General features: G+C 65.0%; 29 protein-coding genes. 7 read left to right on the top strand and 22 right to left on the bottom strand.

Translation table 11 applies throughout. The features are described 5' to 3' along the window. Window positions 1-18: 18 nt before the first annotated feature. The 3 genes from ACVWZM_RS32425 to ACVWZM_RS32415 form a co-directional block, all read right to left on the bottom strand. Window positions 19-291, bottom strand: a complete 273-nt coding sequence (locus tag ACVWZM_RS32425; protein WP_076824284.1) for a DUF3551 domain-containing protein — start codon at window positions 289-291, stop codon at window positions 19-21. A 39-nt stretch (window positions 292-330) separates the two neighbouring features. Further along, window positions 331-1,002 carry a hypothetical protein gene (locus tag ACVWZM_RS32420; RefSeq protein ID WP_229190056.1) on the bottom strand — a complete coding sequence of 224 codons (672 nt, stop codon included), beginning with the start codon at window positions 1,000-1,002 and terminating at the stop codon, window positions 331-333. 151 nt (window positions 1,003-1,153) lie between these two features. After that, window positions 1,154-1,990 carry a metal-dependent phosphohydrolase gene (locus ACVWZM_RS32415; protein WP_168857157.1) on the bottom strand — a complete coding sequence of 279 codons (837 nt, stop codon included), beginning with the start codon at window positions 1,988-1,990 and terminating at the stop codon, window positions 1,154-1,156. Between the two features lie 230 nt (window positions 1,991-2,220). Between ACVWZM_RS32415 and ACVWZM_RS32410 the strand changes: the two genes are divergently transcribed. From ACVWZM_RS32410 to ACVWZM_RS32400, 3 genes are all read left to right on the top strand, one after another. Continuing rightward, window positions 2,221-2,436, top strand: a complete 216-nt coding sequence (locus tag ACVWZM_RS32410) for a hypothetical protein (protein ID WP_016844293.1) — start codon at window positions 2,221-2,223, stop codon at window positions 2,434-2,436. Window positions 2,437-2,583: 147 nt separating this feature from the next. Beyond that, window positions 2,584-3,372: an ATP-binding cassette domain-containing protein gene (locus tag ACVWZM_RS32405; protein ID WP_168857158.1), complete on the top strand. Its 789-nt coding sequence runs from the start codon at window positions 2,584-2,586 to the stop codon at window positions 3,370-3,372. After that, a complete protein-coding gene (locus ACVWZM_RS32400) occupies window positions 3,369-4,928 on the top strand; it encodes an ABC transporter permease/substrate-binding protein (RefSeq protein ID WP_168857159.1) in 1,560 nt (519 codons plus the stop codon). The genes ACVWZM_RS32405 and ACVWZM_RS32400 overlap by 4 nt, the downstream gene beginning before the upstream one ends. A 99-nt stretch (window positions 4,929-5,027) precedes the next feature. On the opposite strand, the gene ACVWZM_RS32395 is transcribed toward ACVWZM_RS32400, so the two are convergent. Together ACVWZM_RS32395 and ACVWZM_RS32390 are read right to left on the bottom strand one after the other, a co-directional pair. Next, the gene (locus tag ACVWZM_RS32395) at window positions 5,028-6,740 is read right to left on the bottom strand and encodes a sulfatase-like hydrolase/transferase (protein WP_168857160.1); all 1,713 of its coding nucleotides are present in this window, start codon (window positions 6,738-6,740) and stop codon (window positions 5,028-5,030) included. Between the two features lie 171 nt (window positions 6,741-6,911). Continuing rightward, a complete protein-coding gene (locus ACVWZM_RS32390; protein ID WP_168857161.1) occupies window positions 6,912-7,619 on the bottom strand; it encodes a TetR/AcrR family transcriptional regulator in 708 nt (235 codons plus the stop codon). A 107-nt stretch (window positions 7,620-7,726) separates the two neighbouring features. On the opposite strand from ACVWZM_RS32390, the gene ACVWZM_RS32385 reads away from it, so the two are divergent. After that, window positions 7,727-8,359, top strand: coding sequence for a hypothetical protein (locus tag ACVWZM_RS32385; RefSeq protein WP_456855580.1), 633 nt, complete (start codon window positions 7,727-7,729; stop codon window positions 8,357-8,359). A gap of 12 nt (window positions 8,360-8,371) precedes the next feature. Here the strand turns inward: ACVWZM_RS32385 and ACVWZM_RS32380 are convergent, their stop codons facing one another. Further along, window positions 8,372-8,605, bottom strand: a complete 234-nt coding sequence (locus ACVWZM_RS32380; protein WP_168857163.1) for a hypothetical protein — start codon at window positions 8,603-8,605, stop codon at window positions 8,372-8,374. 28 nt (window positions 8,606-8,633) lie between these two features. Then, window positions 8,634-9,035: a lysozyme inhibitor LprI family protein gene (locus ACVWZM_RS32375; RefSeq protein ID WP_229192637.1), complete on the bottom strand. Its 402-nt coding sequence runs from the start codon at window positions 9,033-9,035 to the stop codon at window positions 8,634-8,636. A 135-nt stretch (window positions 9,036-9,170) separates the two neighbouring features. Here ACVWZM_RS32375 and ACVWZM_RS32370 point away from each other — a divergent pair, with 135 nt between their 5' ends. Together ACVWZM_RS32370 and ACVWZM_RS32365 are read left to right on the top strand one after the other, a co-directional pair. Next, entirely contained in the window at window positions 9,171-10,190 is a 1,020-nt protein-coding gene (locus ACVWZM_RS32370; RefSeq protein ID WP_456855579.1) for an adenylate/guanylate cyclase domain-containing protein, read from the top strand. 193 nt (window positions 10,191-10,383) lie between these two features. Beyond that, a complete protein-coding gene (locus tag ACVWZM_RS32365; protein ID WP_076824268.1) occupies window positions 10,384-11,490 on the top strand; it encodes a DUF2336 domain-containing protein in 1,107 nt (368 codons plus the stop codon). A gap of 157 nt (window positions 11,491-11,647) precedes the next feature. On the opposite strand, the gene ilvC is transcribed toward ACVWZM_RS32365, so the two are convergent. The 8 genes from ilvC to miaA all read right to left on the bottom strand — a co-directional run bounded on the left by ilvC (window position 11,648) and on the right by miaA (window position 19,866). Beyond that, on the bottom strand, window positions 11,648-12,667 hold the full coding sequence (ilvC, locus tag ACVWZM_RS32360) for a ketol-acid reductoisomerase (protein ID WP_018272993.1): 1,020 nt from the start codon (window positions 12,665-12,667) through the stop codon (window positions 11,648-11,650). 150 nt (window positions 12,668-12,817) lie between these two features. Beyond that, window positions 12,818-13,426 (bottom strand): LysE family translocator, encoded by a 609-nt coding sequence (locus tag ACVWZM_RS32355; protein ID WP_057015047.1) that lies wholly within the window; start codon window positions 13,424-13,426, stop codon window positions 12,818-12,820. Window positions 13,427-13,433: 7 nt separating this feature from the next. After that, on the bottom strand, window positions 13,434-14,309 hold the full coding sequence (locus ACVWZM_RS32350; protein ID WP_057015046.1) for an EamA family transporter: 876 nt from the start codon (window positions 14,307-14,309) through the stop codon (window positions 13,434-13,436). Window positions 14,310-14,344: 35 nt separating this feature from the next. Next, window positions 14,345-15,040 carry a class I SAM-dependent methyltransferase gene (locus ACVWZM_RS32345; protein ID WP_028332477.1) on the bottom strand — a complete coding sequence of 232 codons (696 nt, stop codon included), beginning with the start codon at window positions 15,038-15,040 and terminating at the stop codon, window positions 14,345-14,347. Window positions 15,041-15,043: 3 nt separating this feature from the next. After that, window positions 15,044-15,586, bottom strand: a complete 543-nt coding sequence (gene ilvN, locus ACVWZM_RS32340; protein WP_016841057.1) for an acetolactate synthase small subunit — start codon at window positions 15,584-15,586, stop codon at window positions 15,044-15,046. A 21-nt stretch (window positions 15,587-15,607) separates the two neighbouring features. After that, on the bottom strand, window positions 15,608-16,594 hold the full coding sequence (locus ACVWZM_RS32335; protein WP_076824266.1) for a threonine dehydratase: 987 nt from the start codon (window positions 16,592-16,594) through the stop codon (window positions 15,608-15,610). Between the two features lie 207 nt (window positions 16,595-16,801). Beyond that, entirely contained in the window at window positions 16,802-18,577 is a 1,776-nt protein-coding gene (locus ACVWZM_RS32330) for an acetolactate synthase 3 large subunit (RefSeq protein WP_016841059.1), read from the bottom strand. Window positions 18,578-18,936: 359 nt separating this feature from the next. Further along, window positions 18,937-19,866: a tRNA (adenosine(37)-N6)-dimethylallyltransferase MiaA gene (gene miaA, locus ACVWZM_RS32325; protein WP_456855578.1), complete on the bottom strand. Its 930-nt coding sequence runs from the start codon at window positions 19,864-19,866 to the stop codon at window positions 18,937-18,939. Here miaA and serB point away from each other — a divergent pair. Further along, on the top strand, window positions 19,865-20,770 hold the full coding sequence (gene serB, locus ACVWZM_RS32320; protein ID WP_456855577.1) for a phosphoserine phosphatase SerB: 906 nt from the start codon (window positions 19,865-19,867) through the stop codon (window positions 20,768-20,770). The two genes, miaA and serB, sit on opposite strands and share 2 nt — an antisense overlap. 97 nt (window positions 20,771-20,867) lie before the next feature. On the opposite strand, the gene ACVWZM_RS32315 is transcribed toward serB, so the two are convergent. The 7 genes from ACVWZM_RS32315 to ACVWZM_RS32285 all read right to left on the bottom strand — a co-directional run bounded on the left by ACVWZM_RS32315 (window position 20,868) and on the right by ACVWZM_RS32285 (window position 26,918). Continuing rightward, window positions 20,868-22,364, bottom strand: coding sequence for a Do family serine endopeptidase (locus ACVWZM_RS32315; RefSeq protein WP_168857168.1), 1,497 nt, complete (start codon window positions 22,362-22,364; stop codon window positions 20,868-20,870). Between the two features lie 266 nt (window positions 22,365-22,630). After that, window positions 22,631-22,831, bottom strand: a complete 201-nt coding sequence (locus ACVWZM_RS32310) for a DUF2065 domain-containing protein (RefSeq protein ID WP_028332483.1) — start codon at window positions 22,829-22,831, stop codon at window positions 22,631-22,633. Window positions 22,832-22,925: 94 nt separating this feature from the next. Continuing rightward, entirely contained in the window at window positions 22,926-23,825 is a 900-nt protein-coding gene (hflC, locus tag ACVWZM_RS32305) for a protease modulator HflC (protein ID WP_168857169.1), read from the bottom strand. Further along, entirely contained in the window at window positions 23,822-24,961 is a 1,140-nt protein-coding gene (gene hflK / locus ACVWZM_RS32300; protein ID WP_028342342.1) for an FtsH protease activity modulator HflK, read from the bottom strand. Before hflK ends, hflC begins: the two co-directional genes overlap by 4 nt. Before the next feature lie 144 nt (window positions 24,962-25,105). Then, window positions 25,106-25,618: a dihydrofolate reductase gene (locus ACVWZM_RS32295; RefSeq protein ID WP_168857170.1), complete on the bottom strand. Its 513-nt coding sequence runs from the start codon at window positions 25,616-25,618 to the stop codon at window positions 25,106-25,108. Next, entirely contained in the window at window positions 25,618-26,103 is a 486-nt protein-coding gene (locus tag ACVWZM_RS32290) for a GNAT family N-acetyltransferase (protein WP_168857171.1), read from the bottom strand. The genes ACVWZM_RS32295 and ACVWZM_RS32290 overlap by 1 nt, the downstream gene beginning before the upstream one ends. A 20-nt stretch (window positions 26,104-26,123) precedes the next feature. Continuing rightward, window positions 26,124-26,918: a thymidylate synthase gene (locus ACVWZM_RS32285; protein WP_028332488.1), complete on the bottom strand. Its 795-nt coding sequence runs from the start codon at window positions 26,916-26,918 to the stop codon at window positions 26,124-26,126. Between the last annotated feature and the right edge of the window lie 37 nt (window positions 26,919-26,955).

Raw genomic sequence — 26,955 nt, 5'->3', positions numbered from 1 at the left:
GCGGCAAGCCTGAGCGCGCTAGTTGGCGGACTGGCGTTGTCGCTGCCCCCGTTGCTTTGGCGGCTTTTTCGGACCTTTGTAGAACGGATTGACCGAACACGTCGCGGAGCGTCCCGAGGCCGTCGCCTGGCACTGCGGAAGCGACGTGTAGCTGCAATCGATATACTCGGGCGTCAGCCTGCCGCCATAGACTTCCAGGCACACTGGATAGTTCGGATCGTACATCTGTGCGGCGGCGGGCCCGGCGATGCAAACGCCGACGGCGGCGATGATGATGAGTTTCAAACGCATCGAATTCTCCTCAAGCCTCGTCCGGAACGCAGGGCCCGGCTATCGTTGCTCGTCGGCCGGCTTGCCGTCGCCCTCACCGAGGCAGCGGATCATGAAGGCCGTCGTGTCCCGCGGCAGCACTTGCGCGGCGCGCGCCTTGAGACGGCATTCGAGCTGCGCGATCTGGCGCGCCCGCTGCCGTTCGGACGGCAGCGTCGATTGCCGCAACCGCCGCAACGTCATCGGCGAGCCGTCCGACTCGAAGCTCAGCTCGTATTTCTTGCCGTTCTGGTCGGTGGCGGCGCAGGTGATGGTGGACACCTGCCGCGTGATGAAGCTTCCGACCTGACGGCATGAGCCCGTCGACATCTCGACCAGCGGCACCGGCAGACCATCCACCCGCGGGCGGTCGCTCGACTTCAGCAACATGCGGTCGACCGCGAGCTCGAACAGATTGTCCTGGGTGCGCTCGGTGCTCTCGCCGGAGAACGAGATGATGTGGCTCTTGTCGGCGGGATCGTCGAGCACCACGGTGAATTCGGAACGGCCGCGCAGGGTGTGGAAATAGGCGACTGCCTTGCAGGTGTAGCTGCGGCCGGCGACGGTGACGTTGCGGCAAGTGCCGGACATCAACGCGTACAGATCGACGTCGTAGACCGGACCGGCGGCAACGGCCAGCGCCGGCCAGCAGAGAACGGCAGCCGCAATCAATTGAGCGAAACGGGAGATCATGCTGAAAGGGTCGAAAACACGGTCGCTGGAGGGGTCCATGGCGCAAGGTCGCTGATTTCCATGGACTGTGCAACGACGAAGCAGGCCTAAATGTGGACACCACGCGAACGGCTGGGGAACGCAGCACAATCGGTGCTGAAAGGCCGCGGCGTCAGATTTGCGGGCCGGACAGCGTCACCTCGCGCTCGGCGCGGAACACGTTGCTATAGAGGTTCGCGATCCACTGGCGGCCGCTTGCCGTCATGTTCAGGCAGTTGATGGCGCCCTGAATGTGCGGCGCAACCATGTTCCAGTAGAATTGCGGATAGCGGTCGACGATATCGGCCGGCGACTCATAGCCGAGCTGGCGGTTGATGCCGACCTCCTCGAACTCGTGATAGAGCGCGTTGGCCTTCCTGATATAGTTGGGATCGCCGAGCTGACCGATGAAATCGGCCGCCCGGACGATCGACGCCTCATCGTCATATTGCTGGCCTTCGGGCGCCGGAAACCGCGTACCCTCGATGTTGCGCGCGACGCGCTCGCGATCGAGTGGAAGGACGGCCTCGAGCCTGTCGAGCACATAAAGCTTCGAGCGGTCGACATGATACGGCATCAGGCCGGCATCCGACGAGCCACGCGGCAGCACCACCTTGTTGCCGGAGGCATCGATGACGTAGCCATCGGGTCCATCGCCTTTCAAAAGACCGCGCACATAGCCTATGTCGTGAGTCAGGCAGGCGATGATGGTGTGGGTGTAATCTTCGGCGGTGACGTGGGTGTGCAGCGCGCGGCCGCGGATGATGTCATGCCCGGCGAGCGTGACCAGCATGGTGTGCTCGACATTGTGGTAGAGCGCGTCGCTGTTGCCGATGCATTCCAGCGCGATGCGCGCGGCGGCCGGCAGGAGTTCGCCGAAGCGCGCCTGCGAAGAGCCAAAGGTGCGGCTGACATGCGTGGCGAGAAACTTCTCCAAAGCACCTGCCGCCAACTCAGGTAACGTCATCATCGATGCAGCCCCCGACCGCGCAACGTTCCTCGCTCACCCCGATCTCACGCCGTAGTTGGGCAGCGACTATAGCGTATCTACGGGCGTGCGGCTACGCGCTGACGGGCGTGACGATTCGCTCCGGCCGTACTTTCCCGGTCTTGTCGGCTGCGACGCCAGAGCTGCTGATAGTGGCATGAACCCTGCATGATTCGGGTCAGACCGGGTTAACCCCACTGATATAGGCCGTCATGCTCGTTACGCTCGTCGCCATCCTCTGCAATGCTCAACTCTGCATGGAAAAGGTCGTCACCACGAGTGACCAATCCGGCATCACCATGGGCGCCTGCGCAGTGAATGCGCAGATCGGCATCGCCGATTGGCTCGCCAAGGGGCCGTATCACGAATGGCACCTGCAGAGCTATAAATGCATCATGGGCAAGTACGTACCCAAGAACGAAGTGTGATGTGTGCTCACAGCCCCGGACGGGGCTGATCCGCTTCGACCGGAACAGCCTGCGAAACCACCGCGCAGGCGCCCGTACCTCGAGTCAAAGTCCAATTTATGGGCTATCACTGTCGTTAACGACGGTGAGACATGAGGTCGCCCTGGAATGCCCGCAACGCCGCTGATTGCCTATGCGCATGTCGGCAAGAGTTTTGACAGTGGTCGCGTGGTGGCGGTCGACGACGTCTCGCTTGACGTGGCCGAGGGTGAATTCCTGGCGATTGTTGGCGGCTCGGGCTCCGGCAAGACGACGCTGCTGAGGCTCGCCAATCGCCTGATCGAAGCCGACCACGGCCGGATCGCGGTCGAGGGTGAGGATGTCAGCCGCATCGACCCGATCCTGCTGCGGCGCCGCATCGGCTATGTCTTCCAGAGCGGTGGGCTGTTTCCGCATCTGTCCGTCGCCGACAACATCGGCATCACGCCACATCTGCTCGGCTGGACGCAGGCGGAGATCTCGGCGCGGGTCGATGAACTGCTCGACCTTGTGCGGCTCGACAACTCACAATATCGCGAGCGTTTGCCGCACGAACTCTCCGGCGGCCAGCGTCAACGCATAGGCGTCGCGCGTGCGCTGGCTGCGAAGCCGCGCATCGTGCTGATGGACGAGCCGTTCGGCGCGCTTGATCCCCTCACCCGCGACGCGCTCGGCGACGATTATCGAACGCTGCACCGCGAGCTCGGCCTGACCACGGTCATGATCACCCACGACATGACCGAGGCGTTACTGCTGGCCGATCGTGTCGCGGTGATGCGCGGCGGCAGGCTGTTGGCCCAGGGCACGCCGGTGGAGCTCTCGGCCAGCACCGACGGCTATGTCGGCGAACTGATGCGCACGCCGCGGCGGCAGGCGGAACGCCTGGGCGCTTTGCTGCCGCGGGGCGACACGGCATGACTCTATCAGCCGATCCGCGCTGGAGCGAGGCGCTTTCCCATCTGCCCGACTATCTCGGCAATCATGTGCGGGTCAGCGTCGCCGCGCTGGCGCTCGGGCTCCTGATCAGCCTGCCGCTTGCGATCATCGCGCGTAACCGGCCGGTGCTGCGCACGACGTTGCTCGGGCTTGCCAGCATCGTGCAGACCGTGCCCGGTCTCGCGCTGCTCGCATTGTTCTATCCGCTGCTGCTGGCGCTCGCCGCGTTGACCGCGGCGTGGCTCGGCTTCAGCTTCTCCGCCTTCGGCTTCCTGCCCGCCGTGCTGGCGCTCGCGCTCTATTCGATGCTGCCGGTGTTGCGCAACACCATCACCGGCCTGTCCGGGGTCGATCCGGCGGTGCTGGAAGCCGCCCAGGGCGTCGGCATGACGCCGCGGCAATCGCTCACCATGGTCGAGCTGCCGCTGGCGCTGCCGGTGATGATGGCCGGGATCCGCACCGCGGCGGTATGGGTAATCGGCACCGCCACCTTGTCGACGCCGATCGGCCAGACCAGCCTCGGCAACTACATCTTCGCGGGATTGCAGACCCAGAACTGGGTGTTCGTGCTGTTCGGCTGTTTCGCTGCGGCCGTGCTCGCGCTTGTGGTTGACCAATTGCTGGCGCTGATCGAGAAGGGCCTGCGGAATCGCAGTCGCATCCGGACGGCACTCGGCGGGCTCGGTATTGCCGCCTTGATCGCGGCGACGGTGGTGCCCGCGATCGCGCGCCCGCATGCGGGCATCGTGGTCGGCGCCAAGACTTTTACCGAGCAATATGTGCTGTCGGCGTTGATCGCGCAGCGGCTACAGGCGGCGAGCCTTCCGGCCACGACCCGCGCCGGCCTCGGCTCCAACGTGATCTTCGACGCGCTCGCGGCCGGCGATATCGATGTCTATGTCGACTATTCCGGAACGCTGTGGGCCAACCAGTTCCACCACACCGACATCAAGCCCCGCGCCGAGCTGTTGGGCGAATTGCAGACAACGCTGGCGAAGCAAGACATCACGCTGTTCGGCGAGCTCGGCTTCGAGAATGCCTATACGCTGGTGATGCCGAGGAAGCGCGCCGAAGAGCTCGGCATCCATTCGATCGCCGACCTCGCGTCACGCGCGGCGACGATGTCGATCGCCGGAGACTATGAATTCTTCTCGCGGCCGGAATGGACCGGCATCCAGAAGGCTTATGGGCTGACGTTCCGCGCCCAGCGTCAGATGCAGCCGGATTTCATGTATGCGGCGGTTGCCTCCGGCGAGGTCGACGTGATCGCGGGCTACACCAGCGACGGATTGATCGCGAAATACGATCTTGTCACGCTCGAGGACAACAGGCACGCCATCCCGCCCTATGACGCCATCGTCCTGCTGTCGCCAAAGCGGCGCGACGACGAGGCGCTCAAGGCGGCGCTGCGGCCGCTGCTCGGCAAGATCGATATCGCCGGGATGCGCGAGGCGAATTTGCGCGCGTCGGGCAACGACGCATCATCGTCGCCCGACGCCGTGGCGCGCTGGCTGTGGGGGAAGGTCGGCGGAAAATAGCCTCTCGCCTTCATTGCGAGCGAAGCGCAGCAATCCACCTCTCCGCATGCGAGGAAAGATTGATTGCTTCGTCGCTACGCTCCTCGCAATGACGACGTCTCACAATCCCTTGATGATCCCCGCGTCGATCAACAGGCGATTGAAGCGGCGTGCTTCTGCGCCGTCCTTGCAGGAATAGAATGCGCCGTTGCAGCGAAGCATGATCGCCTTCTGCTCCTCGAACGACGGGTCGAGCGGAATGCCCGCGGCTTCCTGAATCACCAGCGGCAGATAGGCGGCGTCGATCGTGTCCATCACCGCCGGGCTCTTCACGGGTTCGAAGTTGACGGCGTCGATCGCATAGTAGGTCGCGTAATAACGCGGATCGTAATCCATCAGCTTCTTGCCGATGCCGGCCTCGTCGAGATCGGGATCGAGCAGCTGCGGCGAGAATTCCGGCTGATGATCGCCGTAACGCACGATCAGGAAAGGCTGCGCCGGAAACTTCTTCTTCAGCGCCGCGACGAAGCCGGCATAGTCGCCAGCGCTCATCGCCTGCCGGCGCAGATATTCGTCGATCGCGGGCGTATTGCCAGGCCGCTTCCACGACGGCAGCAACTCGGGACGGAATTTGGTTTCCCAGGGGAAATGATTGGCGGCGAGATAGACGAAGGCGAACAGCGGCGTGCCTGACGTCTTCTGCTCGGCCATCAGCTTCAGCGCCTTGTCGTAGAAGAAGCTGTCGGGCTCGACATCCTTCGCATGCAGGTCATGCGCGTCGTAGAAGCGCTGGATGCCGGTCGTGGTCTGGAAGTTGCGCGCGCTCATGAAGGCGCCGAATGCGGGATAGAGCGAGAGCGTGTCGTAGCCGCAGCGGCGCAGCGCCAACGGCAGGCCGCGCTCCACGCGCCCCGATGCGATGCGGGTGACGAAATAGGAGAACCGGCCGAACGAGCGCGAGGACAATCCCGCAAGCACGTTGTACTCGGTGAACCAGCTCGGCCCGCCATTGCTCTCGGCAAGGAATTTGCGCGCGACGCCGTCGTAGGACTTGAACTGGCTGCCATAGCCCGGCGGCACCTTGACGCCGGAAGCGGCGCGGATGTCGAAACTCGATTCATCATGGATCATGATGATGTTCGGCCGCCGCCCGGCGGGATGACAGGCATCGACCAGGGGCATCTTGAGCTGATCGCTCGCGGTCGGATCCGACTCCATAAAGCCGTAGGCGACGAAATCGGACACGGCCGTGACGCCGGAGCGCGCGAACTTCGAGAGGTAGCCGTCGTCGTAATAGCCGCGCCAGGCTTCATCCGGCCAGGCGAAGGCATAACCCGAGAGCGCCGCGGTGCAGGCGAGGCAGGCCGCCGCAGCCGGCAGCCGGCGAATGCGGAACGGATCGAGCCACCACAGCGCGTACATCAGGGGCAGCGTGACGAGGCCGGCGCCGATGATCGACCAGCGCAGGCTCGGGAAGATCGTCAGCAGGAACGCCGCGGTGTCGCGGTCGATCACCATCAGGTCGACGAAGTTCGCGGTCATCTGCACCACGTCGTGCTTGAAGCGCGACAGCAGCACCAAGACCACGACCAGTGTCAGCGACAGCGCGCCCGACAGCGCCGGCCGGCGCAGCAGCGCGATGAACAGGAAGTTCAGGATTCCCCAGGTGAGCAGGAAGCAAAGCCGCGAGCCGAAATCGGTCTCGGTGCGCAGCATCAGAATCAGCGCGCCGAAATGCGGTGCCGCGACCGCCATCAACCGCCAGATGCCAAGCGCGGCAAGACCGCCGGCCAGTGCGGCAACGGAGGAGTTCTGCTGAGGCGCGGGCGCCATGGGCGGGACGCAATACAACCCGGCGCAATGCCACCGCCTTGACTGGCAACGGCCAGGAGGCATGCGGCACAGCCGGTGTCTGGGCCGCGTCACAAAACCGTAATTGAATCGTCATGAACGCGCAATGAATTTGCCTGCCCAAGCCTAGCCGCGGCAGGCAGTGCGCGTGCCTTAAACTTTGGCGGCCGGCGCGGCGTGGCTCGCGATACCCGCGATGAAGAGATCGACGATGTCGGCAGCCATCTGCTCGACCTCCGCATCGCCGACACCCCAGCGCGGCAAATGACCGTCGATGTGCATCCGCGCGAAGCCATAGACCAGCGCGCGGCCGGCGATCTGGACCTGCCTGAGGTCGCGCGTCCCGAGTTGGCCAGCTGAAAATGCCTCCGCCAGCGTGCGCTCGGTCATGCCGATCAACTCGGCATTGTCGCCGGAGACGGCGGCCGAGCGGTCGTGGTCGAAGAAGCGGCGGCTGGAGATGATCTCGAAATGGGTCGGGTTCTTCATCGCCCAGCGCAGATAGGCGATCCCGAGATGGCGGAAGCGGCCGAGCGGATCGCCTGGCGGCGCCTCGGCCAACGCCGCCTCGATCTCGGCGCGAAAGCGGCGTTGCGCCTCCTCCGCCACCGCATTCATCAGCGCGTCCCGGCTCGGGAAATGCCGGAACGGCGCGCCCGGCGAGACCCCGGCGCGGCGCGCGGCCTCGCGGACGCTGACCGCCTCCGGGCCGCCCTCGCCGACCAGTTGCATGGCGGCATCGATCAGGACCCGGCGGAGATCGCCGTGGTGATACGGCCTGGCCGCCTGCGCCCGCGTCGCGACCGGACGCGGCTTGGCGGGCCGGCGGCCGGTGGGCGGGCTTTTGGCGGGGCGGCGCATGGCGATCCTCTAGCATCACCCGCTTGTGAATGTAAGCGATGATTACACGGATTGACCGCGCGCGGACACGAAATGTAACTGGTGATTACATAAACGGGAGGCGGGATATGGCGACGCATCGCAACTGGTTCGAGGGCTGGCGGCTGTTTGGCCTGCTCACGCTCACCCTGATCGGGCTTTCGATCTGGATCGCCGCCATGCGGCAGTTCGAGGTCGAGGGCGTGCGGATGGTGATCCGCTTCACGGCGCGGACCTCGCTCTTGTTCTTCTGCCTCGCCTTCTCGGCGGCGGCGCTGGCGCGGCTGTGGCCGAACGCCTGGACGCACTGGCAGCGCCGCAACCGCCGTTATTTGGGCGTCACCTTCGCGGCCTCGCACGCCATCCATGCGGTCGCGATCGCCGCCTTCGCGATGCTCGATCCGCCCGGCTTTGCGGCCGCGACCTCGATTGTCTCCTACATCTTCGGCGGTATCGGCTATCTCGCCATCATCGCGCTGACCGCGACTTCGTTCGATCGCACGGCTGCACTGCTCGGCCCGCGCGCCTGGCGCAGGCTGCATCTGATCGGCGGCTATTATCTGCTGCTGCAGTTCATGGTCTCGTTCGGCAAGCGGATTCCCGAGATGCCGCTCTACGCGCTATTCCTCGTGCCGCTCGCTGCGGTGTTCGCGCTCAGGATGATCAGCATGGCCGGCCGGCCCGCGCCACGTCAGGCGAAGGCGCAGGCGCAGGCGAGCTAAGATCGGGCCACCTTACACCAGGTGAAACTTGCGGCCGAGCTGGCGATGAACCGATAGCACCGCGCGGTCGACGTCGCTGATCAGGCTGTCGCCGAGCACGACGTTCGGAATCTCCCAGTTGCGTCCGATCTGCGCATCGGGCAGCCCGGCGATCGCCGGCACGCGCGCGGTCTCACAGCCGGGCTGGGCGCGCAACGCCTCATCCGCAAGCTGGGTCAATTCGTCCTGGCTCTTTCCATCAGTCATGACCTCGGTCCTGACTCCGGAAGATGGCTCACTGATGGCCAAGATTCTCCAGTTCCTTAGCGCGGGCTTCGGTCATGCTGCGCATGCATTCGCCCGCATCGAGCCGGGCGATAGTGCCCTCGCCGAGGTCGTAATACAGGCAGTTGGCGTCACGATACTGGATCCATAGCCGCTGCGCGGTGCGCAGCTGTTCGCGCTGCTTGTCGTCGGCGGCATCCTTCAACGCCTTCTGGTAGGCGACGTTCATCCGCTTGTCCCACTGCGCGGTCTTGGCCTTGAGGCATTCGACCATCTGGTAGGTGCCGCCGTCGCAGGATGGCTCGCCAACGCTCTGATCGCCGGCGCGGGTAACCGGCGCGGTGAAAGCGATGGAGACAGCCGCCAGAACGGCCATGAGCCTGCACGCGCCAGTGGTGACAGCCGATGTCATGCCACTTTCCCTGTTCGATCGATCCTGTCGTCGCAGCATACATGAGTGCCGCCGCGATGCATCCCGTCCACCGCCGGCCGCGCCGCGGCTGGCCTTCCCGGTCCGCGCAGGATATTTCATATGCATGGAGGGACCATGCGGCGCGCCGCGACGCCTGTGATCGTCTTGGCGGTGTTCGGCCTGCTCGTCGGTGGGCTGTTTCGCTATGCGTTCGATGAGTCCGACGAGGCCTCCGTCTCGAATTATGTGCGCAGCGCCCTCGACGGCGCAGCCCTCACGGTGATCGTCTGGGCGACGCATCTCTATCTGGCCGCACGTGGTGGCTGGCTGCGACGGCAATCACTCATCGTCGAGCTGATCGGCCGCTCTGTGATCCTTGCCGTCACCGTTGCGGCCGCCGCGATCGTGCTGGAAATCGTGCTTTACGGGCATGGGCTCGAAGCCAAGTGGATGCGCGAAACCTTCCTGAAGATCATTGGCGTCGGCCTGCTGCTGTCGATCCCGATCACGACGATCTACGAGCTGGTCCGGATGATCGGCGGGCACACGCTGCTCAGCATCGTGCTCGGACGCTATCGGCAGCCGGTGCGCGAGGAGCGCGTGCTGCTGTTCCTCGACCTGGTCGGCTCGACGACGCTAGCGGAATCGATGGGCGAGCTGCGCGTGCAGGAATTGCTGACGCGCTTCTTCTTCGACATCGACGAGCCGATCGTGTCGCACGGCGGCGAAGTCCACGCCTATGTCGGCGACGAAGTGATCGTGACCTGGCCGGCCAATGCCGACGGGCGATGGCGGCGGTATCTCGATTGCGTGTTCGCGATCGAGGATCGCCTCGCCAAGCGGGCCGATCAATATCGCAAGGAGTTCGGCGTGGTGCCCGCGTTTAGGGCCGGGATGCATGCCGGTCCGGTCGTCATCGCGGAATGCGGGGACTCGCGGCGGCAGATCGCCTATTTCGGCGACACCGTGAACGTCACGGCGCGGCTGCAGGCGCATTGCAAGGAGGCCGGCCGTCCGCTGCTGGTATCGGGCGACTTGCTGCGCCTGCTGCCGCCGGACCGGGATTTGGTCGTCGAGCCGCTCGGCTCGACGCAATTGCGCGGACGTGCCGCCTCGATCGACATCTTTTCCGTCGCGCGGCGCGTATCGTCCTAAACGATCTCTTAAAATGCACCGGCATCAGCTTCCGCCGAGCCGAAAGCGCGCATTGAATCGAGTCCGGTCGCAGCCTGTTAAGGATGCGACGCACACCGTATTTGCACCGGGTTCCACCTTAACGCAGGTGTAAGACCGCGCCCCGCATGGTGTGCAGACAGGTGTCATTCAACAAAAACAAGGTTGCCCATCGATGGCGCAACAGGCGTCACAATCGATTATTGCCGAACTCGAGGATGCGGTCCGGGACGGGACATCGGCCAAGCGTGTGCAGACGCTGCGGCAGGTCACCGATCTGTTCCTGAACGACGGCGACCGCCTCAACGATGAACAGGTCAAGGTGTTCGACGACGTGCTCTGCCTCTTGGTCGCGCGCGTCGAGACCCGTGCGCGGGCCGAGCTCAGCAAGCGGCTCGCCCCGCTCGACTATGCGCCGTTCGAGGTGATCCAGCACCTCGCCTGGGACGACGACATCAGCGTCGCCGGCGACGTGCTGACCCACTCCAGCCGCCTTTCGAACGACGCCCTGCGCGAGATCGCGAGCAGCAAGGGCCAGGACCACCTGTTCGCGATCTCCGCGCGGGAAAACCTGCCGCCTTCCGTCACCGACGTGATCATCGACCGCGGCGAGGACAAGGTGATCCGGCGTCTCGCCAAGAACGCCGGCGCGCAGTTCTCCGACAACGGCTATTCCAGCATCGTCGCCCGCGCCGAAGGCGACGACGAGCTGGTCGAGATCCTCGGGCTGCGCATCGACATTCCGGCCAAGCTGCTGCGCGACCTGCTGCAGCGCGCCAAGGATACGGTGCGCGCCCGCCTGCTCTCGATCGCCTCGCCCCGGGCGCGCGAGGAGATCAGCCAGGTGCTGAACGACATCGCCCAGGAAGAGGCCGCGGCGCCGCGCCGCAACTACGGCATCGCCGAAGAGCTGGTCAAGCTGATGAAGCAGCTGAACGAACTCGACGATGCGGCCGTCTACAAATTCGCCGAAGAGGGCAAGCTCGACGAGGTCACGGTCGCGCTCGCCGTGCTCAACGACATGCCGATCGCGATGATCGAACGCCTGATGCTCGGCCTCCGCTCCGACCTGATCCTGATCCCGTGCCGCTCGGCACGGCTCAACTGGCCGACGGTCGAAAGCATCCTGCGCAAGCGGCCGCTGCCGCTGCCGCTCGACAATGCGACGCTCGAGATCGCGCAGCGCGATTACCGCCGGCTCTCGCTGGAAACCGCGCAGCGCACGGTGCGGTTCTGGCAGCTGCACAACAGGATCGAGAAGCAGCCGATGGCGGCCGGCTAGCGGCCGCTGCGCCTCTGCGACAAAGACAAAGGGTGGGCAACGCGCCCACCCTTTTTCATCACAGCGTCATTCCGGGGCGCCTCGAAGAGGCGGACCCGGAATCTCGAGATTCCGGGCTCGGTCCTGCGGACCGCCCCGGAATGACAGGCCTCGCCTGTCAGTTCTTGCTCTTGTCGACGAGCGCGCCCTTCTTGATCCAGGGCATCATGTCGCGCAGCTTGGCACCGACTTCCTCGATCGGGTGTGCGGCGAGCTTGGCACGGGTCGCCTTGAACGAGGTCTGGTTGACCTTGTTCTCCAGCATCCAGTCGCGGGCGAACTTGCCGCCCTGGATGTCGGCCAGCACGCGCTTCATTTCGGCCTTGGTCTCGGCCGTGACGATGCGCGGACCGGTGACGTACTCGCCGTATTCGGCGGTGTTGGAGATCGAGTAGTTCATGTTGGCGATGCCGCCTTCATAGATCAGGTCGACGATCAGCTTCACTTCATGCAGGCACTCGAAATAGGCCATCTCGGGTGCGTAGCCGGCCTCGACCAGGGTTTCGTAGCCGCCCTTGATCAACTCGACCAGGCCGCCGCAGAGCACCACCTGCTCGCCGAACAGGTCGGTCTCGCACTCTTCCTTGAAGGTGGTCTCGATGATGCCGGCGCGGCCGCCGCCGATCGCCGAGGCATAGCTGAGCCCGAGGTCATGGGCGTTGCCCGACGAATCCTTGGCGATCGCGATCAGGCAGGGCACGCCGCCGCCACGCTGGTATTCCGAGCGCACGGTGTGGCCGGGGCCCTTCGGCGCGATCATCAGCACGTCGAGGTCGGCGCGCGGATCGAGCAGGTTGAAGTGCACGTTGAGGCCGTGGGCGAACACGAGCGCCGCGCCCTTCTTCATGTTGTCGTGCAGGTGCTCGCGATAGATGTCGCCCTGCAGCTCGTCCGGGGTCAGCATCATGACGAGGTCGGCCCACTTGGCGGCTTCGGCGACTTCCATCACCTTGAAGCCGGCGTTCTCGGCCTTCTTGGCCGAGGCCGAACCCTTGCGCAGCGCAATCGCCACTTCCTTGACGCCTGAATCCTTCAGGTTCAGCGCGTGGGCGTGGCCCTGGCTGCCGTAGCCGACGATGGCGACCTTCTTGCCCTTGATCAGGTTCAGGTCGGCATCGCGATCGTAGTAAACTCGCATCGTGGTTTCCTCGTTTGAAGGGGGCCAAAATCGGCCGATGAATCAGGCTTTCGGAAGGTCAGAACCGCCGGGCGCCCGCGAATTTCCGGCGTTGTCTAGAGCATTTTCCCCCTCAGGGGAAACCCTCATCTCGCATGGCGCGGTGCGGCATCATGCGTCCATGAAGACCGGGTAGAGCGAGGCCAGCAGCAGGATGGCCATCACCACATTGAAGGCGCGGATCGCCCGGGGTGAGGTCAGGATCGGCCGCAAGGCGGTCCCGAACAGCGCCCAGACGACGCAGGACACCGTGCCCAAGATCAGGCTCAGGCCAACCTGGATCGCGATGTTCCAGGGAAAGGCGGCAATTGCCGCATAGGCCGTGATGGTGCCGATCACCATCACCCAGCCCTTGGCATTGATCCACTGGAACATGGCGGCGCCCCAGAACGTCATCGGGCCGCGGCCGCCCCTGTCGTCCTTGTCCGCCGAGGGCGGCTCGGCCATGGCGATGACGGCGGCGAGATAGATCAGGTAGGCGACGCCGCCATATTTCAGGATCGTCTGCAGCACCGGATAGGCGATGAAGACGGTCCCCAGCCCGACGCCGACCGCGCCGACCATGAAGGCGAAGCCGACCGTGATGCCGGCGATGTGGGGCACTGTACGGCGGAAGCCGTAGGTCAGCCCCGACGACAGCAGCATGATGTTGTTGGGGCCCGGCGTGAAGAACATCACGACAGCGAACACGACAAAGGCGAACAGCAGCGAATTCGACATGGTGCCCTCACGCGACTTTCGGCAGAGCTTTTGGCCGCTTCGACAGCAGCATCACGGCGATGCCGGCGATCACGGTGACCATGCCGGCCAGCCGCAGCGGCCCGAATGTCTCGCCGAACACGATGCTCGACGCGGCGGAGCCGACGAACGGCACCAGCAGCGCGAACGGCACCACCTGCGCCGCCGGATAATCCCGCAGCAGCCGGCCCCACAGCCAGTAGGCGATGCTGGTCGAGATGCCGCCGAGGCAGAGCATGCAGACGAGCCCGGTCAGCGACATGTGGGTCAGCGCATGCCAGGTCGGCTGCGGGCCGTTCGTGATCAAGGTCAGCACCGCGAGCGGCACCGCGGCTGACAGGCACAGCCAGGCGAACAGATCGAACATCGGCGCGCCGTTCGCCTGCCGCAGGAGAAGATTGCCGATCGCGAAGCTGATCGGGCAGATCATGATGATCGCAAACGCGGCGACGCTGAAGTCGTAGCCGACCGTCCCGCAGATCATCAGCAGGCCGAGCGCGGCGATCGCGATGCCGATTGCCTGGCTCCGTGTCGGGATTTCCCCGAAGGCCAGGGCGGCGAAGGCGATGGTGAAAAGCGCCTGGCTCTGCACGATCACGCTGGAAAGCCCGACGGGAACGCCATGCGCGATCGCAAAGGCCTGTGCGAGGAACTGGCCGAGGAACAGCGTTGAGCTGATCGCGATCAGAAGCGGCCAGGAAACGCCGGGCTTGCGCAGGAACAGGCACGGCAGCGCGGCGATGGCGAAGCGCAGCGTCGTCATCAGCTCCGGCGAGAACTCATCGAGCGCGATCCGGCTTGCGACGAACGCAAGCCCCCAGATCACCGCGACCATGACGGCGATGCCAACATCGGCCGGCTTCATTGTTGTTCTTCTTGTGCTTCCGTTTCGGTCGGGATCTAGATCTGTTCGTCGGGCTTCGGTTTACGCAGCAGATAGGTGCCGTGCAGCGGCGCGTGGTAATCAACGGAGACCAGCGTGAAACCGGTCTCGGTCAGCATGCGCTCCATCACCCAGCCGAAGGTCGAGTATTCGTCGCGCATATGGGTGATCACGCTTTCGCGCTCGAAGCCGTGATTCTTGATCGAGAAGTCGGCCCATCCTTCGACATCGCGATCGACACCGTCGGGCATGCCGACGAACACCATGTCGCGCAGGTAGAAGTTCGCGCCGGGCTTCAACGCGTTGAAGATTCGCGACAGCGCCACCGCCTTCCAGAAGTCCGGCAGATGGTGCAGCGTGAACTCGCTGACGATGAGGTCGTAGGAATTCGGTTGGTAGGCGAACGACAGCAGGCCGGCCGGCTGGGTCCGGATCTTCGCCTTGCGGTCGCGCGCATAGATTTCGGCAAGCCCGATCATCGCCGGCGAGATGTCGATGGCGTCGACCTCGGCGCCCATCAACGCCGCCTCGGTGGCCAGCACGCCGTTGCCGCAGCCGATATCGGCGATCCGCCAGCCCGGCTTGACGCCGAGCATGGTCAGCGCCTGGCGGGCACGGACATCGCTGTCCTCGCTGACGTCATAGATCGAGGCCACCGCGGTATCGAGACCGACCTGCCGCCGTTGCGTATAGTACCAGTCGCGCGCCAACATGACTCACATCCCTTCCGGTCCGCGCGTGATCGCGGCCACCCCGGTTCGTGACACTTCGACCAGGCCCAGCGGACGCATCAGGTCGATGAACTGACTGATCTTGGACGAATTGCCCGTGATCTCGAACACGAAGCTCTCGGTCGTGGCGTCGATCACCCGGGCGCGGAACGCGTCCGCCAGCCGCAGCGCCTCGACGCGGTGATCGCCACCGCCCCGCACCTTGACCATCGCAAGCTCGCGCTCGATCGAGCTGCCGGTCAGCGTCATGTCGACGACGCGGTAGACCGGGATCATGCGGTCGAGCTGATGCTTGATCTGCTGGATCACCATCGGCGTGCCGGTGGTGACGATCGTGATCCGCGAGAGATGTTTCTGGCTCTCCGTCTCCGAGACGGTGAGACTCTCGATGTTGTAGCCGCGGCCGGAGAACAGGCCGATCACGCGCGCGAGCACGCCGGGCTCGTTCTGCACGAGCACGGACAAAGTATGCGTCTCGTTGGGATCGTGACGCTCTTCGAGGAAATAGGCGGATGCGGGCTGGTTCATGGTCGTCCCCTTACATTCTGTTCACGCCACCGCCCGCTCGGCGGCCGGCGCAGCATCCGTTCCGATCCAGGTTCGGAACAGATCGAAATCGATATTGCCGCCGCTCAGGATCAGGCCGACCCGCTTGCCGGCGAGCCTGCTCTTTTCCTGCAGCGCGGCCGCGAGCGCCGCAGCGCCCGCGCCCTCGGCGAGATTGTGGGTGTCGGTCCAGTAGGCGCGGATCGCCTGCCCGACCTCGTCGTCGCTGACCTGCACGATGCGGGAGGCACCCTTGCGGATCAGCGCGAACGCATCCGCGTCCGGAATCCGCGTCGCCATGCCGTCGGCAAGGGTGTTGCTGGACTCGGTGGTGACGATCTTTCCGGCCGCAAACGACAGCGCATAGGACGGCGCCTCGGTCGACTGCACGCCGACGATCTCGGTCTTCAGCCCAAGCAGGTCGCGCGCCATGATGCAGCCGCAGATGCCGGAGCCCTGCCCGATCGGCACATAGAGAATGTCGAGATCGGGCGCGGTACGGAACAGTTCGAGCGCGTAGGTCGCGACACCCAGCACGAGGTCCGGGTGGAACGACGGCACCATGTGCAGGCCGGCGAATTGGGCGCGGCGCTCGGCCTCTTCCCGCGCGGCCTGGAAGTCGTCGCCGTGCTCGACAAGCTCGGCCCCGAACGCGTGCATGGCGCGGTTCTTCTCGACCGAGTTGCCGCGCGGCACGTAGATCGTCGCCGACACGCCCTGACGTCCTGCCGCGAACGCCAGGCTCTGGCCGTGATTGCCGCGCGTCGCCGAGATGATGCCGGGAACGTCGGGCCGCTCGCGCTTCAGCCGTTCGAGATAGACCAGGCCGCCGCGCACCTTGAAGGCGCCGGTCGGCGTGTGGTTCTCATGCTTGACCACGACCTCGGTGCCGAGCCGCTCGGCCAGCAGCGGCCAGGCGTGCGCCGGCGTCGCCGGCACTGCGGTGCCGACGATCCGGTGTGCACGCTCGAGCTCGTTGAGGTCAAACATGGGAGCCGCCCTCCATCCGAGCGCGCGATAAGTTCCCTCGCCCCGCTCTTTGCGGGGAGAGGGTTGGGGTGAGGGGCTGTTTCCAGAGTAATGGTGAGAGACGGACTCGCGGAGACTCCCCCTCACCCGGATTGCGCTTGCGCGCAATCTGACCTCTCCCCGCAAGCGGGGCGAGGTGAAAAGAGAGTGCTCCACGTCGATCCATCATCACACCAGCGCCTTGCCACCGGAGAAGGCCTTCGCGGTGGCCTCATCGGTCGCCTCTTCCGGCAGCAGCATCTCGTTATGCGCCTTGCCGGACGGGATCATCGGGAAGCAATTCTCCAGCGCGGCGACGCGGCAATCGAACAGCACCGGGCGCTTGATCGAGATCATCTCCTTGATCGCGCCGTCGAGATCGGACGGCTTGGTCGCCTGCAGCCCGACGCAGCCATAGGCGTCGGCGAGCTTGACGAAGTCCGGCAGCGCCTCGGAGTAGGAATGCGACAGGCGGTTGCCGTGCAGCAGCTGCTGCCATTGCCGCACCATGCCCATGTACTGGTTGTTCAGGATGAATATCTTGATCGGCAGCTCGAACTGGACCGCCGTCGACATCTCCTGGATCGTCATCTGCACCGAGGCGTCGCCGGCGATGTCGATCACCAGGCTGTCCGGATGCGCCACCTGCACGCCGACCGCGGCCGGCAGGCCGTAGCCCATGGTGCCGAGACCGCCCGAGGTCATCCAGCGGTGCGGCTCCTCGAAGCCGAAGAACTGCGCGGCCCACATCTGGTGCTGACCGACCTCGGTCGTGATGTAGGTGTCCTTGCCGCGGGTCAGCTCGAACAGGCGCTGGATCGCGTATTGCGGCAGGATGATATCGTTGTTCTTGCGGTAGGACAGCGAGTTGCGCGCGCGCCATTGCGCGATCTGCTGCCACCACGACTTGATGTCCGGCTTCTTGGCTTCTGCCTTGAACACCTGCAGCAAATCGCCGAGCACGTTGCCGGCGTCGCCGATGATCGGCACGTCGACGCGGATGTTCTTGTTGATCGAGGACGGATCGATGTCGATGTGGATCTTCTTCGAACCCGGCGAGAACGCGTCGGTACGGCCGGTGATGCGGTCGTCGAAGCGCGCGCCGACGCACAGCATGACGTCGCAATCATGCATCGTCATGTTGGCTTCGTAGGTGCCGTGCATGCCCAGCATGCCGAGCCAGTTCGGGCCCGAAGCGGGATAGGCGCCCAGCCCCATCAGGGTCGAGGTGATCGGGAAGCCGGTCGCCTCCACCAGCTGGCGCAGCAGTTTCGAGGCCTCGGGGCCCGAATTGATCACGCCGCCGCCGGAATAGATCACGGGACGTTTGGCATTGGCGAGCAGCGCCACCGCCTTGCGGATCTGGGTCGCGTCGCCCTTGACGCGCGGCGTGTAGGAGATGTGCACGTCCGACTTGCGCGGCGGATGATAGGTGCCGGTCGCGAACTGCACGTCCTTCGGCACGTCGACCACGACCGGGCCGGGCCGGCCGGTAGTGGCGACATAGAAGGCCTCGTGCAGCACCCTGGCGAGGTCGTTGACGTCGCGGACCAGCCAATTGTGCTTGGTGGCGGGCCGCGTGATGCCGACCGTGTCGCACTCCTGGAAGGCGTCGTTGCCGATCAGGTGGGTCGGCACCTGGCCGGTGATGCAGACCAGCGGGATCGAATCCATCAGCGCGTCGGTCAGCGGCGTCACCATGTTGGTGGCGCCGGGGCCCGACGTCACCAGCACCACGCCGGGCTTGCCGGTCGAGCGGGCATAGCCTTCGGCGGCATGGCCGGCGCCCTGCTCGTGACGGACCAGGATGTGCTCGACCTCGCTCTGCTGGAAGATCTCGTCGTAGATCGGAAGCACCGCACCGCCGGGATAGCCGAAGACATGCTGCACGCCGTGATCGATGAGCGCGCGCACGATCATCGCGGCGCCGGTCATCTGATTGGGATCGTGGCTCTTGTCGGTCATGGTTCGCTCCGGATGCGCTTGTTTTTGCGCGGCTTTTGTCAGTTCTCGTCAGTTCGGCTTCGGGCAATAAAAAGGGGCCCCAGAGGCCCCATGCACACCGCCCGAATTTGGATGGCCGCTAGCCATCCCCGGCGGTGTGCCTGGGTACGACGGCGATAAGCAGTTTGGTAATAATGTTGCGCACGAGACGACCCAGTCTTCCCAAAGGTTGCGCGAACATAGCGGCCAAAGCCTGAATGTCAAGGCAAGGCAAGCACTTTCGCGATTTCCGTACTCTACCGGGGTTCCGCTCGTTCGGCGAGTGTTTTTGCGCAGGCGAACGCGCATGGCTGACGGGCGTGCGGGACCCCCGGCCCGGGCTACGGGACCCGACTCTCCAGCCATTCCCCGCCAGCTTCCGGCACCACCCAGGCGAATTCCGGGAGCTGATGGCGAAACCAGGTGAACTGGCGCTTCGCATAATGGCGGGTGTCGGCCCGGCCGATCTCGGCGGCCTCCTCGCGGCTGATCTCTCCCCTCAGGTGCCGGATCAGCGCCGGCACCCCATGGGCCTTCATCGCCGGCAGCAACGGATCGAGCCCACGCGCCGCCAGCGCCGCGACCTCGTCGAGCGCGCCGGCATCGAGCATGACACCGAACCGGGCGTCGATCCGTGCATAGAGCCTCTCGCGCTCCGGCGCGAGAAACAGCGCATGAAAATCGCCCGGCGGCAGCAGTGGCGGCAGGCCCTCGCGATGCCAGTCCGGCAGCGGGCGGCCGGTGGCCTCGACCACCTCGAGCGCGCGCGCGATGCGGGTGCGGTCGCGCGGCTTCAGCCGCTCGGCCGACACCGGATCGCGCGCTGCAAGCTCGGCATGCAGCGCCTCGACGCCGTGCTGCTCGAGCCGTGCGCGCACGCCGTCGCGCACATCAGCCGGGATCGGCGGCACCGCCGACAAGCCGCGCGTCAGCGCCTTGAAATAGAGGCCCGAGCCGCCGATGAAGATCGGCAGCCGTCCCTGCTCACGCGCCTCGCCGAGCACCTTCGCCGCATCGGCCACCCAGGCGCCAGCGGAGAAATTCACGCCGGCGTCGACATGGCCATAGAGCCGGTGCGGAACCAGCGCCTCTTCGCCTGCAGTCGGCCGCGCGGTGATGATCCGGAGGTCACGATAGACCTGCATGGAGTCGGTGTTGATCACGACCCCGCCGGTCCGCTGCGCGAGTTCGAGCGCCAGCGCCGACTTGCCGCTGGCGGTCGGCCCTGCGATAAGCACTGCCTTGTTCAACAATCCCGAATGCGCCTGCATGTCCCTCGTTGCCACGCTGATCTGCAATCCTGCAAGCCCCGCGCTCGACTCCACCATCGTCGACGGTGCGCGGGCCGTGCTGCCCTCACCCGGCCCGGCGCAGTGGCTGTTCAACGAAGTCGCCGCCGACATTCCGTTCGAGAGCGAGGACAGCAGCAGGGACGGTATCAAGGCGATCGAGGAACGCCTTCGCCAGGCCCGCGGCGACCTGCCGATCGACATCGTCGTGCAGCCTCGGATCGCCCGGCGCAAGAAGCTTTTTCTGGCCGACATGGATTCCACCATGATCGGCCAGGAGTGCATCGACGAGCTCGCCGACTTCGCCGGGCTCAAGGCCCATGTCGCTGCGATCACCGAGCGTGCCATGCGCGGCGAGATCGAGTTCGAGTCCGCGCTGCGCGAGCGGGTGGTGCTGCTCAAGGGACTGCCGGTCAGCGTGGTCGACGAGGTGCTCGACAAGCGCATCACGCTGACGCCGGGCGGCCGCGAACTGGTCATGACCATGCGCGCGCACGGCGCCTATACCTGCCTGATCTCGGGCGGCTTCACCTTGTTCACCAAGGTGGTCGCGGCGAAGGTCGGCTTTCAGGAAAACCGCGCCAACCAGTTGCAGGTCGTGGACGGCAAGCTGACCGGTGAGGTGGTCGAGCCGATCCTCGGCCGCGCCACCAAGCTCGCCACCTTGATCGAGCTCACCGAGTCCTTCGATCTCGACGAGATCGACACCCTTGTGGTGGGCGACGGCGCCAACGATCTCGGCATGATCCAGGCTGCGGGCCTCGGCGTAGCCTATCACGCCAAGCCGGCGGTCGCGGCCGCGGCCGCGGTCCGGATCGACCACGGCGATCTCACCGCGCTGCTGTACGCGCAGGGCTACCGGCGGGATGAGTTCGTGGCGGGGTAGCAAACCGTCATTCCGGGGCGATGCGAAGCATCGAACCCGGAATCTCGAGATTCCGGGTTCGGTCCTGCGGACCGCCCCGGAATGACGTATGTGAGTGTTACTGCACGCCGAGCGCGACGAAGCGCAGTTCGCCGTCGCCGTTCGAGACCAGCAGCAGCACCGACTTCTTGCCGTCCTTCTTGAGTTGATCGACGCGCTTCTTGATGTCGGCGGCGCTCGACACCGCCTCCTGCGCCACCTCGACGATGACATCGCCCGCCGACAGCCGCTTCTCGGCGGCATCGGAATTGCCGTCGACGCCGGTGACGACGACGCCCTTCACGCTGTCCTTGATCTTGTACTTGGTGCGCAGGTCCTTGCTCAGCGCCGCGAGGTCGAGACCGAGCGCCTTCTGGGTCACCGGCTTCTCGGCGGTGTCGTCCTTCGACTTGGCGTTGACCTGCTGAACCTTCTCATTGTCCTCGAGCCGGCCGAGCGTGACCTTGCGGGTCTCCTCATTGCCCTTGCGGATGACGACGACGTCGACTTCCTTGCCGACCGCCGTGTCGGCAACGATGCGTGACAGATCCTTCGGATCCTTGACGTCCTTGCCGTCGAACTTGACGACGACGTCGCCGGGCTCGATGCCCGCCGGCTTGGCCGGCCCCTTGTCGTCGACGCCGGCAACCAGCGCGCCGCGCGCCGGCTTGATGTTGAGGCTGTCTGCGATCTCGTCGGTGACCTGCTGGATGCGCACGCCGAGCCAGCCGCGGCGCAGCTCGCCGAATTTCTGCAGCTGGTCGACCACGCCGGCCACGGTCTTCGACGGCACGGCGAAGCCGAGGCCGATCGAACCGCCGGTCGGCGAGATGATCAGCGTGTTGACGCCGATCACCTCGCCATCCAGGTTGAACAGCGGACCGCCGGAATTGCCGCGGTTGATGGCGGCGTCGGTCTGGATGTAGCTGTCATACGGGCCCTGGCTGATGTCACGGTTCTTGGCCGAGACGATGCCCGCGGTCACCGTGCCGCCGAGGCTGAACGGGTTGCCGATCGCGACCACCCAGTCGCCGAGCCGGATCTTGTCGCTGTCGCCGAACTTGACCGCGGTGAGCGGCTTCGGCGGCTTGAATTTCAGGACCGCGAGGTCGGTCTTCTTGTCGACGCCGACCAGCTCGGCCTTGATCTTGGTGCCGTCGTTGAGAATGACGTTGATCTCGTCGGCGTCGGCGATGACGTGGTTGTTGGTGACGACGATGCCCGCGGTGTCGACGATGAAGCCCGAGCCGAGCGAGTTGGTCTTGCGCGGCTGGAACTCACCGCTCTTGTCGCCGCCCTTGCCGGGCGGTCCGCGGCGGTTCTTGAAGAAGTCGTCGAAGAATTCCTCGAACGGCGAGCCCGGCGGCAGCTGCGGCATCGTCCGGTCCTTGGCCTCGACGGTCTGCGACGTCGAGATGTTGACGACGGCGTCGATCACCTTCTCGGCGATGTCGGCGATGCCTTCAGGACCGCGTGCGAACGCCGGCACGGAGCTCAGCATGCTCGCAGCACCGATCGAGATCGCGGCTCCCATCATGCGGAAGCGACGGCTCAGGGCTGGTCTGGCAGCGGTCATGTCGGAGTTTCTCCAGGCAAACGGGTTCAAATGAGCTAGTTACAGAGTGCGCCCGAACAGGCATACGGCGCAAGCATCTCACCCGGGCATTTCGGCGAAAAACCGGCTGCGAGAGGCTCACGATATGTTCAGTCTTGCCTGTCATTCCGGGGCAGCCCGACAAGGCTGAACCCCGGGGACGCAATTGCGCACCTTGGGGAATCTCGAGGTTCCCCGATGCGCAATCGCGCATTGGCGGTCATGCTTCGCATGCTCCGGAGCGGCGACTATCTTCGCACCACCCAGATCAGGACAAGCCCGGCGACCGCCGAGCCGATACCGACGATGCGCAGGATGTTGTCGGGTGTCGCCAGCGCGCTCTTCATCGCCCGGCGCATCCAGGCGGGGCTTGCCGCGAACAGAATGCCTTCGAGCACGAACAGGATTCCCAACCCGATGAGGAAGTCGCCGAACGCTATGGACTTCATCGGATGGCAGCCTCCCGCTCGATGCTTGTTGTTTTTGGTCGGCGGCGAAGCGTCATCCGCATCGCCGCCAAGTCCTGAAGTTCAAGTCGTGACGTTACTGTTTCGGCGCGGCGGCCGCCTCAGGCAACTTGCCGCTTGCACCGCCGAAGTATCTGAAGAATTCCGAGTCCGGCCGCAACAGGAAACGCGTGTCGCTGGAACGCAGGCCGTTCTCATAGGCCGTCATCGAGCGATAGAACGCGAAGAAGTCCTTGTCCTTGCCATAGGCTTCGGCGAACAGGCGGTTGCGCTCGGCGTCACCCGCACCGCGAGTCTGATCCGCGGCCGAGTTCGCCTCGGCGACGATCACGGTCGCTTCGCGGTCGGCCTTCGAGCGGATTTCCTGCGCCTTCTGGTCGCCCTGGGCACGGAACTCGGCCGCCTCGCGCTCACGTTCGGTCTTCATCCGGTTGTAGACGGCCTGGCTGTTCTGCTCCGGCAGGTCGGCACGGCGGATGCGGACGTCGACGACCTCGATGCCGTATCCGTCCGCTTCCCTGTCGAGCTGCTCGCGAATCCGCTGCATCAGCTTCTCGCGATCGTCACGCACCACGGTGATGAAGTTGACCTCGCCGAGCACGCGGCGCAGCGCTGCGTTCAGCAGCGTGGTCAGCTGCAGATTCGCGGCCTGGATCGAGCCGACGCTGGTGTAGTAGCGCAATGCATTCTTGATGCGATAGCGCGCGAACGCGTCCACCACGAGCCGCTTCTGGTCGGAGGCGATCACCTCCTGCGACGGGTTTTCCAGATCGAGGATGCGTTTGTCGACGTTGATCACCGAATTCCACGGCGCCTTGAAGTGCAGGCCGGGCTCGGTGACGATGTCGACCGGCTCGCCGAACCGCAGGACGATGGTCTGCTCGGTCTGCTGCACGGCGAACACCGAGCTGTAGCCGACGGCGAGCACAATGAAGAGGATGATCAGGGACACAATGCCGGTGACGGGAGACCTCATCGGGTGGCTCCCTGCTGCTGGCCGGTCGTGGCCGGTGCCGCCGGACGCCGCGGCGTCAGTTCGCCGAGCGGAAGGTAGGGCACGATGTTCTGGCCCGGGCCGCCGTCGTAAACCAGCTTCTCGGAGCCGCCGAGCACTTTTTCCATGGTCTCCAGATAGATGCGCTCGCGCGTCACGTCGGGTGCCTTCTTGTACTCTTCATAGACTTTCAGGAAGCGTGCGCTCTGGCCCTTGGCGTCGGCGACCGCCTGCTCCTTGTAGCCTTCGGCGGCCTGCAGGATCTGCGCGGAACGACCGCGCGCTTCCGGTACGATCCGGTTGGCGTAGGTCTGTGCCTCGTTCTGCTTGCGCTCGAGGTCGGCGCGCGCCGCCTGCACGTCGCGGAATGCGTCGATCACCTGCGCCGGCGGATCGACCTTCTGCATCTGCACCTGCGTGATCTGGATGCCCGCGTTGTAGGTATCGAGCGTCCTCTGCATCAGCTCCTGGACGCTCTGCTCGGTGACGTTGCGCGCCCCGGTCAGGATCGGCTGGATCTGCGAGCGGCCGATCACCTCACGCATCGCGCTTTCGGCAACCGCCTTCACGGTGCCTTCGGGATTCTGGATGTTGAACAGATAGGCGCCGGCTCCACCCGGCTTGATGCGCCACAGCACCGTGAAGTCGACGTCGACGATGTTCTCGTCGCCGGTCAGCATCAGGCTCTCTTCCGGCACGTCGCGCATGGTGCGGCCGCGGCGAGCGGGATCGTCGATCAGCGTCATGCCGATCGAGATCGTGTTGACGCGCAGCGCTTTCGGCAGCAGCACTGTCTCAATCGGATATGGCAGGTGGTAGCGCAGGCCCGGCTGCGCATCGCGGACATACTTGCCGAAGCGCAGCACGACGCCGAGCTCTTCGGACTGCACGCGGAAGATGCCGGTCGCGAACCAGATCGCCAGCGCGGCGACCAGCACCAGCGCGACGCCCATGCCGCTGAAATGTCCGCCGGGCAGCCACTGCTGCAGGCGGTCCTGGCCGCGCCGCAGCAGATCCTCAAGATCCGGCGGCCTTGGCCCGGCTGACTGCGGACCGGTGCCCCATGGCCCTTTCGGACCCGAGCCCCAGGGCCCCCCGCCTTGATTTTTCCACGGCATCAAACATCTCCTCGGCAAGTCCGGACGGGACGCCCGGCCTCGAATGTCCGGCCCGGTTATAGGGGACCGCTAGGGCCCTTACAACGCAAGCTTCCTGGCCGGACGAGCTATGCGCCGGGGCATAATTGTCAATGCAAACATTGGTTAACCCGGGCCGCGCCGACGATATGTCACATAGGAGAAGTCGGCACTGTCGTCCGGGCCTGCCGGATTTCGCACGCGCGCCACCTCGTCCCACAGCTGCGCATCGATTTTGTCGAACCGCGTGTCGCCGTCCGGCCGGGCATGGACCTCGGTGATCTCAAGGCGATCGGCGGTGCCCATCCATTGCGCGTAGATTTCCGCGCCACCGATGATTGCAATCTCAGTGGCGAAACGCCGCAGCGCGTCACCAAGCGCAATGGCGCGGGCGCTGTCAAACGACGTCGTGACGATGGCGCCGCGCGCGCGGTAGTTGGGATCGCGCGTTACCACGATGTTGGTGCGGCCCGGCAGCGGCCTGCGCAGGGACTCAAAGGTCTTGCGCCCCATCACGACGGGCTTGTTGAGCGTGATCGCTTTGAAACGCTGCTGGTCGGATTTCAGCCGCCATGGAATGGCGTTGTCGCTCCCGATCACGCCGTTCTCGGCGACCGCTACGACGAGCACGATCTCCATCAGCGCGCCCCTTCCGCGAGAGCCGACAGCGCCTCGCCGGAGACGCGGCAAATCGTCCATTCGTCCATCATCACGGCGCCGAGCGACTTGTAGAATGCAATCGACGGCGCGTTCCAGTCGAGCACCGCCCACTGCAGGCGCGACCAGCCATTGGCGAGGCATTGCTTCGCCAGATGCACGAGCAGCGCCTTGCCGATGCCCTTGCCGCGCAGCGCCGGACGCACGAAGAGGTCTTCGAGATAGATGCCGTGACGGCCGGCGAAGGTCGAGAAGTTAACGAACCAGACCGCGAAGCCGGCAGGCTCGCCGTTCCATTCCGCGATGTCGCAATAGAGCCGTGGGTTGGCGCCGAACAGCGCCTCGGCGATATCGGCCTCGCTGGCGTGAACCTCATGCAGAAGCTTTTCGTATTCGGCGAGTTCGCGGACCAGCGAGAACACCAGTCCGGCCTCATCGGGCCGCGCGCGGCGGATCGTCAGCGACATTCAATCCCTCGGACCGCAACTCATACCGCCACCTCGGCCTTGATGTGCGGATGCGGGTCGTAACCTTCGAGTTTGAAGTCCTCGTAGCGGAACGCGAAGATATCCTTCACGTCCGGATTGATCGCCATCGTCGGCAACGGCCGCGTCGGCCGCGTCAACTGCAGGCGCGCCTGCTCGAGATGGTTGGAGTAGAGGTGCGCGTCGCCGAGCGAGTGCACGAAATCGCCGGGCTTCAGCCCGGTCACCTGCGCGACCATCATGGTGAGCAGCGCATAGGAGGCGATATTGAAGGGTACGCCGAGGAAGACGTCGCCCGAGCGCTGATAGAGCTGACAGGACAATTTGCCGTTCGCGACATAGAACTGGAACAGGCAATGGCACGGCGGCAGCGCCATCTTGTCGACCTCGGCCGGATTCCAGGCGCTGACGATCAGCCGTCGCGAATCCGGATTGCGCTTGATCATCTCGACCACGCCAGCGATCTGGTCGATGCTACGGCCATCCGGCGCGGGCCACGACCGCCATTGCGAGCCGTACACCGGACCGAGGTCGCCGTTGGCGTCGGCCCATTCGTCCCAGATCGTGACGCCGTTGTCGTTGAGATATTTGATGTTGGTGTCGCCGGCGAGGAACCAGAGCAGCTCGTGCACGATCGCCTTCAGCGGCAGCCGCTTGGTGGTCAGCATCGGGAAGCCGGCCGCGAGGTTGAAACGCATCTGATGACCGAAGATCGACAGCGTCCCGGTGCCGGTGCGGTCGTGCTTCTCGGCACCGTCGGCGAGGATGCGTTCGAGCAAGTCGTGATACTGGTTCATGGCGTCTGTTTCGGGCTTTCGAGAGAACGACCAATGT

It is taken from the genome of Bradyrhizobium sp. USDA 4501 (assembly GCF_054062115.1).
Note: the sequence above shows the minus strand (reverse complement) of the source record. Positions and strands in the feature narration are given on the sequence as shown.